Source organism: Anaerococcus provencensis, assembly GCF_000312365.2.
Taxonomy (GTDB): Bacteria; Bacillota; Clostridia; order Tissierellales; family Peptoniphilaceae; genus Anaerococcus; species Anaerococcus provencensis.
Map to the genome: position 1 here is coordinate 23,032 of NZ_HG003691.1, position 12,116 is coordinate 35,147.

At 34.4% G+C, this 12,116-nt stretch carries 15 protein-coding genes and 1 tRNA gene; all 16 read left to right on the plus strand.

From position 1 onward, the window contains the following. Positions 1–62 precede the first annotated feature (62 nt). The 16 genes from BN38_RS10240 (at position 63) to BN38_RS10315 (ending at position 12,088) form a co-directional block, all read left to right on the plus strand. Positions 63–136: transfer RNA gene (locus tag BN38_RS10240), tRNA-Cys, on the plus strand. A gap of 41 nt (positions 137–177) precedes the next feature. Next, positions 178–861, plus strand: coding sequence for a DUF6873 family GME fold protein (locus BN38_RS10245; protein WP_044567615.1), 684 nt, complete (start codon positions 178–180; stop codon positions 859–861). 610 nt (positions 862–1,471) lie between these two features. Next, positions 1,472–2,155 (plus strand): ATP-binding protein, encoded by a 684-nt coding sequence (locus BN38_RS10250; protein ID WP_044567616.1) that lies wholly within the window; start codon positions 1,472–1,474, stop codon positions 2,153–2,155. Beyond that, positions 2,143–2,397, plus strand: a complete 255-nt coding sequence (locus BN38_RS10255; protein ID WP_044567618.1) for a 4Fe-4S dicluster domain-containing protein — start codon at positions 2,143–2,145, stop codon at positions 2,395–2,397. The genes BN38_RS10250 and BN38_RS10255 overlap by 13 nt, the downstream gene beginning before the upstream one ends. A 9-nt stretch (positions 2,398–2,406) precedes the next feature. Then, positions 2,407–3,468, plus strand: a complete 1,062-nt coding sequence (gene vorB / locus BN38_RS10260; protein ID WP_044567620.1) for a 3-methyl-2-oxobutanoate dehydrogenase subunit VorB — start codon at positions 2,407–2,409, stop codon at positions 3,466–3,468. After that, positions 3,468–4,214 (plus strand): thiamine pyrophosphate-dependent enzyme, encoded by a 747-nt coding sequence (locus BN38_RS10265; protein WP_044567622.1) that lies wholly within the window; start codon positions 3,468–3,470, stop codon positions 4,212–4,214. The genes vorB and BN38_RS10265 overlap by 1 nt, the downstream gene beginning before the upstream one ends. Positions 4,215–4,218: 4 nt before the next feature. Then, positions 4,219–5,349 carry a 2-oxoacid:acceptor oxidoreductase family protein gene (locus BN38_RS11195; protein WP_044567624.1) on the plus strand — a complete coding sequence of 377 codons (1,131 nt, stop codon included), beginning with the start codon at positions 4,219–4,221 and terminating at the stop codon, positions 5,347–5,349. Positions 5,350–5,392: 43 nt separating this feature from the next. After that, positions 5,393–6,487, plus strand: coding sequence for a Leu/Phe/Val dehydrogenase (locus BN38_RS10275; RefSeq protein ID WP_044567625.1), 1,095 nt, complete (start codon positions 5,393–5,395; stop codon positions 6,485–6,487). 170 nt (positions 6,488–6,657) lie between these two features. Continuing rightward, positions 6,658–7,260 carry a DJ-1 family glyoxalase III gene (locus BN38_RS10280; protein ID WP_044567790.1) on the plus strand — a complete coding sequence of 201 codons (603 nt, stop codon included), beginning with the start codon at positions 6,658–6,660 and terminating at the stop codon, positions 7,258–7,260. Positions 7,261–7,268: 8 nt separating this feature from the next. Continuing rightward, a complete protein-coding gene (locus tag BN38_RS10285; RefSeq protein ID WP_044567627.1) occupies positions 7,269–8,270 on the plus strand; it encodes an NAD-dependent epimerase/dehydratase family protein in 1,002 nt (333 codons plus the stop codon). A 321-nt stretch (positions 8,271–8,591) separates the two neighbouring features. Then, a complete protein-coding gene (locus BN38_RS10290) occupies positions 8,592–8,777 on the plus strand; it encodes a DUF1659 domain-containing protein (protein WP_044567629.1) in 186 nt (61 codons plus the stop codon). Positions 8,778–8,788: 11 nt separating this feature from the next. Continuing rightward, a complete protein-coding gene (locus BN38_RS10295; RefSeq protein WP_044567631.1) occupies positions 8,789–9,010 on the plus strand; it encodes a DUF2922 domain-containing protein in 222 nt (73 codons plus the stop codon). Between the two features lie 110 nt (positions 9,011–9,120). After that, entirely contained in the window at positions 9,121–9,606 is a 486-nt protein-coding gene (locus tag BN38_RS10300) for a hypothetical protein (RefSeq protein WP_044567633.1), read from the plus strand. A gap of 76 nt (positions 9,607–9,682) precedes the next feature. After that, the gene (locus BN38_RS10305) at positions 9,683–10,738 is read left to right on the plus strand and encodes an FIVAR domain-containing protein (RefSeq protein ID WP_044567635.1); all 1,056 of its coding nucleotides are present in this window, start codon (positions 9,683–9,685) and stop codon (positions 10,736–10,738) included. Positions 10,739–10,771: 33 nt separating this feature from the next. Then, a complete protein-coding gene (locus tag BN38_RS10310) occupies positions 10,772–11,311 on the plus strand; it encodes a hypothetical protein (protein WP_044567637.1) in 540 nt (179 codons plus the stop codon). A gap of 15 nt (positions 11,312–11,326) precedes the next feature. Continuing rightward, positions 11,327–12,088 carry an FIVAR domain-containing protein gene (locus BN38_RS10315; RefSeq protein WP_044567639.1) on the plus strand — a complete coding sequence of 254 codons (762 nt, stop codon included), beginning with the start codon at positions 11,327–11,329 and terminating at the stop codon, positions 12,086–12,088. Positions 12,089–12,116 lie beyond the last annotated feature (28 nt).

The following is a 12,116-nucleotide window of genomic DNA, read 5'->3' on the forward strand; positions in this document are numbered from 1 at the left end:
TTTTTCGTGCCATGCACGACCATTCTATGGAGGGTCCTTCTTTAGCCAGACGGGCTCATTTTGGCGCCATAGCCAAGTGGTAAGGCAGAGGTCTGCAACACCTTTACCCCCAGTTCAAATCTGGGTGGCGCCTCCAATTTGCTCTCATTTTGAGAGCTTTTTTTGTTAGGAGTTTTTATGCTTATCATTTCTCACAAGTCATCAGAAGAATTTAAAAAGTTTCTTTGCGATAATAATTTTTCTTTTATTGAAACTATTGACAACCCAAGCCTTGATCCTCGCATAGCTGACCATCCGGACTTATCTATCTTTGTCTTGGATGATAATAATCTTGTCATTGATAAAAACGTGAGCTCTTATTATAAAAAACATATCAAATTTAAAAACATCATAGATGGCGATGAAGTTTCTTACTCTTATCCTAATGACTCTATCTATAATATTTACCAATATGCCAACTGTTATATCCATAATGATATAACAGAATCCCATATAAAAGCTTATATGAAAAGTAATTCTTATACCCATTTTTACACCAAGCAAGGCTATAGTAGGTGTTCTATCATTCCTATGGGGGAAAAGATTCTTACTTCCGATTATGGGGTTTATAAGTCATTAAAAAATCATATTAATGTAATTTTACTAAAAGAAGAGCACATTCCCCTAGACGGCTTTCCAAATGGTTTTATTGGCGGGACTTGCGGCCTAATAGGAGATACTTTGATTTTTAATGGAAATATAGAAAATTCTCCTAATTATGAGATTATAAAAAATGAGGCTAAGAAATCTAATATAAAACTCATGTATGCAGATTTGCCCCTAGTAGACCTTGGTTCAATTATTTACCTTACTGATTGCTAGATTTATATTTTATGCGGTTTTATTGGAATAATTCATCTTATTATTAATAATTTATTTTTCACCTTATCCATTTAAAGTTCTAAAAGCATTGGTCTTATGACCTTTGCTGAACTTTCATAAGCGTAGTCAACTTTGTATTTTTTTTATCTTTTATTCACTAATTATTGTAAATTAGTTTTTAAAGTGTTATTATATTATTGATAAGATATATAAAAACGTTTGTATGTTTACCTATATATTTTATCAATCTCTACACAAATATTAGAAAGTGGAGAACTGCTAAAAGGAATTTGAACTATTTTTCTATGAATATCTTTAAGAATATTTTGCTTAGCATGCTATAGATTACTAGTAGGATATCTAGGGCTTATAAATACTTAATAAATCTAATCTTGGTGATTAAAATCATTAAAGAGAGTACATATAAAATCTGCCGGTAAATATCTTAATGCTTGTAAGCTTGCATTGTTAAACTTAATTATTGTGATTATTTGTATATCATATAAAAGTTTTTGACTTATTTTTTTGAGCATATAAATAACGTTTTCACTATAATTACTTATACTTAAAGAAAAAATAGTTGATTCCAATATCTAAAAAGGAGTTATAAGTGGAAAATAGAATTCATATCGTTTTTGGCCATTTTGGTAGTGGCAAGACTGAATTTTCCATTAACTACGCTCTTTATTTGAAAGAGCAATACGAAAATGTTGCTATCTGCGATTTAGATATTATTAATATGTATTTTAGGTCGCGCGAAAAAACGGACTTTTTGGCTACTCAAGGTATAGAGGTTTATTCATCATCCAGGGGCCACCAAGATGTTTTGGACGTGCCAGCCTTGGATGCAAGTATCCTAAAGCCTATCCAAAACAAGGATTACCAGGCAATCTTGGATGTAGGAGGAGATCCAAAAGGAGCCTTGATTCTGCGCACCTATAGTCCATATTTAGTAGATACTGACAATATTTTTGTAATTAATACCAATAGACCAGAAACTAGCAATCCAGATGCTATTATAGCTTATATGAACCAAATAGAAGGGATGGGTGGTATAAAGGCAAATACACTGATAAATAATACTCATATGTTAAAAGATACATCAATGGAAGATGTTCTTAAGGGATATTCCATTGTTAAAGAAATTTCTGAAAGAGTTGGCATAGAATTTAGATACAATGTATGTAAAAGAGATCTAGCGGAGGCTATGAGATCTGATCCGAATGTTTCTAATGAAGTTAAAGATAAATTATTTCCTATCGATTTGTACTTCAGATCAGATTGGATGAGCTAAGGAGGAAATATGACAGAAACAAAAAAAGATTAGGAAAGGTAGTAATAGAAAAAGACCAATGTAAGGGCTGCGGTCTTTGTGTTAGTGTATGCCCTAAAAATGTATTAGAGCTTGACCTAAATACTATCAATGCAAAGGGTTATTCACCATCAAGCGCTGTAAGAGCTGATGATTGTATAGCTTGTGGAAACTGTGCTATAACTTGCCCTGACTCAGTTATTTCAGTTTATAAATTAGTATAGGAGGAAACTATGACAAAAGTTTTAATGAAAGGCAATGAAGCATTAGCAGAAGCTGCAATTAGAGCTGGTTGTAGAAGTTATTTTGGTTACCCAATCACACCACAATCAGAAGTTCCAGAATATTTTGCTAGAAAATTGCCAGAAGTAGGAGGAGTTTTCCTTCAAGCTGAAAGTGAAGTTGCTTCTATATATATGCTTTATGGAGCAGCTGCTGCAGGACATAGGACAATGACATCATCTTCAGGCCCTGGTATATCATTAATGCAAGAAGGTATATCTTCTGCAGCAGGATCTGATTTGCCAATGGTTATAGTAAATATGATGCGTGGTGGCCCAGGACTTGGTTCAATCCAACCTTCTCAAACAGACTACTTCCAAACAACTAGAGGCGGTGGAAATGGTGACTATAGAGTATTAGCCTATGCTCCAAGCAATGTCCAAGAACTTGTTGACTACACTATCAAGGCCTTTGACAAAGCTGATGAGTGGAGAATGCCAGCTTTCATAATGGCAGATGGTATGCTTGGCCAAATGATGGAACCAGTAGAATTCCCAGAGCCTAATGAAGAAGCTTTAAACAAAGCCAATAAACCTTGGGTTACAGATGGTAATAGTGGCCAAAGAGGACATAGAAATGTCTTGACATCTCTAGAACTATCAACTCCAGAACTTGAGAAGATAAATAGAAAAAGATACGAAAAATACCTAGAAGTTATGGAAAAAGAAGTTGTAGTAGAAACAGATGGTATCAAAGACTGCGATCTTGTTTTGACAGCTTATGGATCAACAGCTAGGATTGTAAAAACTGCCATCCACATCCTAAGAGAAAATGGTTACAAGGTTGGACTTGTTAGACCAATATCAGTATGGCCATTCCCATTTGATTCTTACAAAAACTTACCATGTGAAGACATACTTGTTGTAGAATTAAACAATGGTCAAATGATAGAAGATGTAAAAATAGCGGCAGAAGGAAAAGCAAATATTCACTTCTATAATAGACTTGGTGGCATGATTCCTACTGCAAATGAAATAGTAGACAAAGCAATGGAAATATTGGGAGGCAAATAATGACTGAAGTAAAAGAAAAAGTGGTTTATGAAAAATCAACTGCATTAACAGATACACCCCTTCACTTTTGCCCAGGATGTACCCACGGTATAGTTCACAAACTAGTAGCTGAATGCCTTGTAGAACTTGGTGTTGATGGTAAAACTGTTGGTGTTGCTCCAGTAGGTTGTGCAGCTCCATCTACAGCATATTGGAATTTCGATATGACTCTAGCAGATCACGGTAGAGCACCAGCCCTTGCTACAGGCATCAAAAGAGTAGAACCAGATAAATTTGTATTTACATACCAAGGTGATGGAGACCTAGCATCAATCGGTACCAACGAAATAGTCCATGCAGCTCACAGAGGCGAAAATATCTCAGTAATATTTATCAACAACGCTATATACGGTATGACTGGTGGACAAATGGCACCTACAACACTAGTAGGCCAAGTTACAACAACATCTCCAAAAGGCCGTGATGAAGCTTGGTCAGGTAAACCTATAAAAGTTTCAGAAATGCTTGCTACAATCGACGGAGCAAAATTTGTTGAAAGAGTTGCAGTAAACTCTCCAGCAGGAATTAGAAAAGCAAAGGCAGCCATAAAAAAATGCTTTGAATATCAAATAGAAGGCAAGGGATTTGGAATAGTTGAAGTACTTTCAACATGTTCTACCAACTGGGGTATGACACCAGTAGAAGCCATGAAATGGGTTGATGACAACATGATCCCTTACTATCCATTAGGAAGAATAAAGGAGTAATAGTATGCAAAGACGTATTTTATGTGCAGGATTTGGTGGTCAAGGTGTACTTGCAATGGGTCAAATGATAACCTATGCAGGTATGGTAGAAGGCAAGGAAGTTTCTTGGTATCCATCCTATGGACCAGAAATGAGAGGTGGATCAGCAAACTGTTCTGTAGTAATATCAGATGATCCAGTTGGAGCTCCAAACGTTGATATTGCAACTGATATGATAGTTATGAACCAACCTTCTTTTGACAAATTTAAAGATAAGGTATCAGAAGGTGGCAATCTATTTATCAACACTTCACTAATTGATACAAAAGGTTATGAAAACGACAAAATCAATATCTACGAAGTTCCTGTAAGTGGAAAAGCCCAAGAACTTGGCAATATAAAAATGGCAAATATGGTAATGCTTGGTTCTTTTCTTGAAGTTACCAACTTACTCAAACTAGATTCAATCATCGAAGCTTTCACAAAAGTTTTTGGAGATAAGAAAAAACACTTGATTCCAGCAAACCAAAAGGCCCTAGATGAAGGAATGAATTTAATAAAAAATAATGAAACTGGCAATGAAGATCAAAAAGATCAATATAGAAAAACACCTAAATCATTTGCCCTTGCTGCAAATAAAGAATTTGAAGCAAAATTCAAATATGATGAGTCTATATTCGATGATCCAATTACAACTGCAAGATACGCATTGGAATTTGAACAAAATGCCATTGATTATTATAGGTCACTTAACGAAAAACTAGATGGAGATTATAAGGCAATATTTGAATCAATAGCTATCCAAGAAGAAGAACACGTAAGCTATATCAAAGATTTACTAGCTTCTTTGGAAGAAGGCAGTGATAAGCTAGAACAAAATTATGATGCTTACCAAACAACAGCTATATTTGAAGACTCAAAGGCTGATGACTTTGAAGGCGAACTAATCATATCTGCCCTTAAGAATGCTTTGTATATAGAATATAACGAACTAGACTTTTACAAGAAAGCTAGCGAAAAAGTAGAAGAAGAAAAATCAAAGAAATTGTATACTGAGTTGATTAAATGGGAAAAAATGCACTTTGATCAATTTGACGAACACACAAAACTACACCAAGAACAATGGTGGGCTGATCAATCGCATTCAGCTTTCTAAAGAATAGAAAATAGCGACAATTAAATAAAAAAGAAGGTATACTATGGCAAATATATTTAATAAAATGCAAGAGCATGATTATGAACAACTAATATTCATGAATGACGTACAAACAGGCTTGCGTGCAGTTACCTGCATACACAATACAGTTCTAGGTCCAGCTATAGGTGGAATGAGAATTTGGGAATATGACTCAGAAGAAGATGCTATTGAAGATGCCATGAGACTAGCTCGTGGCATGACCTACAAAAATGCCGCTTGTGGTATTTGGGCAGGTGGTGCCAAAACAGTTGTAATGGTGGATAAAGAACATCCAAAATCAGAAGCTATGCTCAGATCTCTTGGTCGATATATAGATTCTCTTGAAGGCAGATATATCACAGCTGAAGACGTAGGATCAAGCGAAGAAGATATGGACTATGTATACCAGGAAACAAACTATGTACTTGGAACAAGCATGAAGCCAGGTACTAGTGGCAACCCATCTCCATCCACAGCTCGCGGAGTTTATATGTCTATTAAGGCATCAGCTAAAGAAAAATACGGCGATGACTCGTTAAAAGATAAGAAAATCTTAATCCAAGGTTTTGGCCATGTAGGTAGTGAAATTGCTAATTTTTTGAAAGAAGAAGGCGCTGATGTGTCCGTATGCGACATCAACCAAGAATTGATTGAAAATGCAAAAAAAGAAGGATTTACTATAGTTGACCCTGATAAAATGTGGGATTGGCAAGGAGATATATATTGTCCATGTGCCCTAGGCGCCACAGTAAATGATCAAACAATTGATAAGATGAAATTTGATATAATATGTGGTTCTGCCAACAACCAACTTAAAGAAGAACGCCATGGTCAAATGTTAAAAGATGCGGGTATCCTATATGCTCCAGACTTCATAGTAAACGCGGGTGGAGTAATCAATTGCCACGATGAACTATACGGTGGTTTCAATAGACAAAGAGCCAACAAGAAAATTGATAAAATTGGAGAACAAATCCTAAAAGTATTTGAAATTGCCAAAAATGAAGATATTCCAACAAACATTGCTGCAAATAGACTTGCAGAAAGAAGGATAGAAGGTACAGAAAAAACAAAAGGAATATATAATAAAGATTCTAAATCATCCTTAAAAAGATAGAAAATAAGTATTATCGTTAGTAAGAGGGTCCTTGCATGATTGCAGGGGCTCTTTTAATGTGAATCAATACAATCGATTAATAAACTTTAAAGTTTATTGCTAGGATATATAGCTTCATTTCAAAAGGGGTATATATCTTAAAAGAATGTAAAATAATGGAAAGGATAACTATGGATAAATTTATTGTTTTTCTTGCTGATGGCTTTGAAGATGTAGAAGGATTAACGGTTGTCGACTACTTACGCAGGGCTGGTGTCAATGTCGATACTGTTTCTGTTATGGATGATCTAACGGTTAGAACAAAGTCAAACATAAAAATAAGCGCTGATAAGCACATTTCTGATATCAATCCAGATGATTACCTAGGTTTATATATACCAGGTGGTACAAAGGGCGCCGAAAGCTTGCGTGATGACGATCGTGTAATTGATATTATCAAAGAATTCGATCAAAAGAACAAAGTAATAGCTGCAATTTGTGCGGGTCCTATAGTTTTAAACCGTGCTGGAGTTTTGGCAGATAAGAAAGCAACATCTTTTCCGACTATGAAAGAAGATATTGATAATGTCGGAGCCTATATTGATGACCAAATCGTAGTTACTGATGGCAATATCACAACTAGTAGAGGTGCAGCCACCACGGTATATCTTGCGATGAGACTAGTTGAGATTTTAAAAGGCAAAGAATCAGTAGAAGAACTAAAAAAGGGCACTCAACAAGAAGCTGTGGAAGCTTATTATAATATAATCTATGATTATATGAATAATAACTAGGAGGATTTATGGAAGAATTAAATAAAATTTTCATTCTTGGTGGAGCAGGATTTCTGGGCTATCATACTTTAAAAGAAGCAGTAAATAGGGGATATAGCGTAAAGACAGTTGATATAGTGGAACTGCCAGAGAATTTGAAATTTAAAGAAGAAGATAAGGTTGAATTTATCGTTACAAACTTCTTCAATCTTTCTGATCAAGAGATTATCGCCATGTTAAAAGACTGCGATGGATTTGTTTATGCAGGTGGCGTTGACGAGAGGATAGTACCTGAAAAACCAGCTCGTAAGTTTTTCTACGAAAAAAACGTCTTGCCAACTCAAAGACTTGCCCGTCTTGCTAAAGAAGCTGGAGTCAAAAACTTTGTTGTATTTGGTTCCTACACAGCTGAGTTTGGCGAAAATAATGCAGAACTTCGCGAGCATAACTACCACAAAGAACCTTATGTAGAAACAAGACTTCTACAAGAAAAACTTGCCATGTATGGGGGAGAAGGATCAATGAATGTATCCGTTCTAAGACTGCCATATATATTTGGAAATATGGAAGGCAAGATTCCTCTATGGTCAATGTTTGTTGATATGCTCCGTGGCCAAGACTTTATGCCTGTAACCAGTGGTGGAGCTGCTACAGTTACAGCTAACCAAGTAGGCCAAGCTGCCATATCTGCCCTAGAAAACGGACAACACAGGAGAACATACCCACTTGCAACTGGATATATTTCATATGAAGATTTTTACAAAAAGATTGTAGAAGAACTAGGCCAAGAAGAAAAAACAAAGCTTCAAATTATGAGCTTTGAAGAATTGGAAGAAGCCTACAAAGAAGATCAAGAACTTACAGATAAAAAGGGCGTAGAACACGGCATTCGCCAAGTGAATATGCTAAGGGCAAACTCTATGGAATTTAGACTACCAACAGACGTAGCTTTTGATGAACTTAGGGTAAGAGAAGAAGATATAGAAGCAACTATAAAAGAAACATTAAGCTGGGCTAATACACAAAAATAGGTATTAGAACAAAGAACATTAGCAAAAGCTTATAATGGCTATCTAAGTATTGGACAGTTTTTATTTTTACCAAGAGACCAAAAACTAAGTGATCCTAGAGTCAAAGCAGTAACCCAAGTGGCTTCAAAAAGAACAATCGCATAAAGATTTGCTTATATTCTAAATAATTAAATCTGATCCTTTAATGCTTTGATTAGCGAGCGTATTTGAGGGTCAGATTTTTTATTACAAATAATAAACTCCTTATATAAATCGGGAATTTTCTTTCTCATATTCTATATATAAGTGTAAGGCAACTTACAAAAAAATTAGGAGGAAGAAATGAAATTACAAATCAGATTTAAAGTAACAGATGCTGATAATACTGATAGAAAAGTATCAAAGACATTTTCAAAGATTAATGAAGAAGCTACAAGTGAACAGCTAAGAGAATTTGCCCAAGCCTTTGCTAGCCTAAATAATGGCAATGAACATGAAGCTTATCTCATCAAGGAAGAAAGACTATAAGGAGGATATAGATGACAAGTAGAAAGTTAAAATTATATTTCAAAGACGACCTAGCAAACGCCAAATCCCTTACAATAGATTATCCAAAGGAAGAATACGCAAATGAAGAAGTGAAAACTGCCATGGATAAGATTGTAAATTCAAAAGTTCTAGTGACCAAAAACGGTCCAATAGCTGGAAAAACTAAGGCTCAAATAGAAACAGTCAATAAAGAAGATATAGATATAGCCTAGATAAAGATAGACCTCAATGTTGGGGTCTTTTTTGTTTTCTAAGTTTCAAAGCTACTATAATGGGTAATATTTTAATAGAAATCTATATAATTTTAAGGAGCGGGAAATTTATGAAAAACTTTAAAAATACAGTAAAACTAGTGGGAGCTTGTGCCATATCTCTAGCAATGTTAAGCCCATCTACTTCTTTTGCCTCAGAGACAGAGGCTCTTAAGTTATTAAATCAACTTCATGAGCAAATGGATCAAATTAGTGAGCTTACTGGTCTTGAAAAATCTGACAGTAAAGGAAATGAAGTTTTGCCAAGTGAAGACAAAACTAAAGACAAAAAAGAAACTCAAAAAGAAGCTGCTTATATAACAGAACTTAAAGAATCTTTTAATAGAAATGACATAAGTGTAAAATCTATTGAAGAAATACTAGAAAAATATCCAAAAACTATCAAGGGCAAAGAAGAAAAATTGGTCAATCTTTTGATAGAATCTCACGAACTAAAATTACAAGCGGCTGATTTGATTTACTCCTTGACTGGGGAGAAATTACAAGTAAATCCACCACGTATACCACAAGCGTATACTCATTTGATAAGATACTAAAATCTTTTCATTTAGGCTAGCAAAAGGTATAATGCTAGCAAATTATAAGAAGCTCTTAATTAAAAAGGAGAAGAATATGAAAAATAAATTATTAAAACCTACACTTGCCCTAGCTCTTGCTTTATCAGTAGTTACACCAAGCGTGAAAACTTCATTTGCAGCTGATACAAGTGTTAGCGAAAATGAACTTGAAACTATTAAGAAAGAATACGAATCAGTTTACATTGCAACTAAAGAAAAATATGGGAACTTATTAAAAGCAAAATATGATCCAAAATATATTAATGAAAAAGATCCTGACAAGAAGTACTTATTTGATAAAAGTCTTACTATCCTAAAGGAAACTTTAGATTCCTATAGTCCAGGAAATGTTAATTCTTTTGTTTTGGAAAATGAATATCAAACAGCTATAAGAAAAATTAGATCAGACTTGACATATGCAGAAGCTAAATATAAGGACCTAAGCGGAGTAGCAGCAGATACTTCAAAGTTAAATAGTCTAGTCAATGACACTAGTAATTTTACAGCAAGCTTTGCTTACAAAAATGCCAGCCAAAGCCAAAGAGATGCTTTTGATGAAGCCTATGCCAATGCTGAAAATATATTGGAAAATAGTGTACGTGTTACCCAAGAAGAATGCGACCAAGCTTTCCATGCGCTTAATAATATTTATAATAAAATAGAAAAGGCAGAATCAGAAAGAATCAACAATGCAAAAGAAGCACTAGAAGCAGAAATCAAAGAAGCTTACAAAGTTGACAAGGCTTCATATACAGAGAAATCTTACCTAGTATTTAAAAAAGCCCTAGTTGCAGCACAAACTACAGCAAATTCTACAAATTCTACAAAAGAACAATATCAAACAAGCCTTGACGCTCTAAAAGCTGCCAAGGATTCATTAGTTAAAGTTGATAGCGAAAAGGATAAAGAGCTTAAGGCTCTCATAGTTGAACTTAAGAAATCTCTAGAGCAACACAAGATTCAAGCACAAGCTCTACGCTATCTACTAGAAACAAAACCAAAGACAATCCAAAGTGTAAAACCTAAATTAGAACAATTACTAAAAGAATCTGATGCTTTGGTAAAAGAAACTCAACAATTCCTTGATGAAGTTGAAAATGTTCAAGGTTAATATCCTAAGATTAACTTAAGATAGGAGTTTAATGTGAAATTAAAAAACAAAATACTAAGTCTGGCTTTGGCGCTTATTTTAGTGCCAGCTGCCACAAGCTTTAATGCTAACAGCGTATCCTATGCTGCAGAAGAAACTGTAAATACCATAGAAAACCAAAGAGCAGAACTACAAAAGGCAGTAGATGCTTCTGTAAAGATTGTAAATTCTGAAGTTTACTTTTCTTATGCTAGCCAGGGGCTAAAGAGTGAATATGAGGCTGCCATTTCTGATGGGGAACTTCAACTATCACGCCAAGATGCCACATATGAGGATCTAAGGCTAGCGACAAAGAGGATTAACGATGCAGTAGATGCTATCTATAAAGAAGCAGAAGGTATAGCCCAAAAAATCAAAGTTAAAAAAGATTTGGAAAAAGCAATAAGCGATAACCAATTACAAGTGCAAGTAGTAAACTCGCTTATAAAAAATTATCCTAAGACAATACAAAGGGTTAGACCACAACTTTTAAAGATGATAGAAGAGTCAAATGCCATTGTAAAAGAAGCGCAAGCTTTATTAAAAACTTTATAATAAAAGGAGATAAATATGAAAAATATAAAAAAAGTATTGCCTATAGCATTAGTTGTAACATTTTCTTTTCTAGGAGGTGTTACTAGCAATTCTTTAGACAATGTTAGCTATGCATCACAAGGAGAGCTTTCTTATAGAAATACCATAAGCAGATTTGTTAGAGAAGATAGTACTTTTAGAGAAAGTGATGCCTACAAAAATGCTAATGATGGAGAAAAAACTGTCTACAGAGTAAGCATTGGTTATGCAAAAGAATTATTAGAAAATGAGTCTACAACAGAAGAACAATTTAAAGCTGCAGCTCAAGAAGTATTTGAAGCTAGAAATCAAATAGAAGACACTACAAATCCATTAGAAGAAAGAGGAAAACTAAGAGTTAGCCTAAAACTTCAAATGTACCCAGCTAAAGACCTTATTTATAAGTCTGATGTAGGCGAATACAATCAAAAAGAATATGATAATCTAAGTAAGGCTTATGCAAAGGCATTAAATGTTTATAATAATGATGACGCAACAGATGCTGAGATAAAGGAAGCTAGCGTAAATCTTAAAGATGCAGCTGATACTTTTGTAAAAGAAAGTAACAGAAAGGCTCGTATCATTGACCTCGAAAACTCAATTGAAAAAAATAAAATGCAAATCCAAGTTGCAGAAAACCTACTAAAAAATTATCCTAAAACAGTAAAAAATGTTGCTGAAAAGTTAAAAACAATGATTAAAGAATCCAAAGAACTTATCAAAGAATCTGAAATAGTTCTAAGCGAGCTTAAAAAATAATTAATTTAGCATGAAAAGTCCCCTTTTA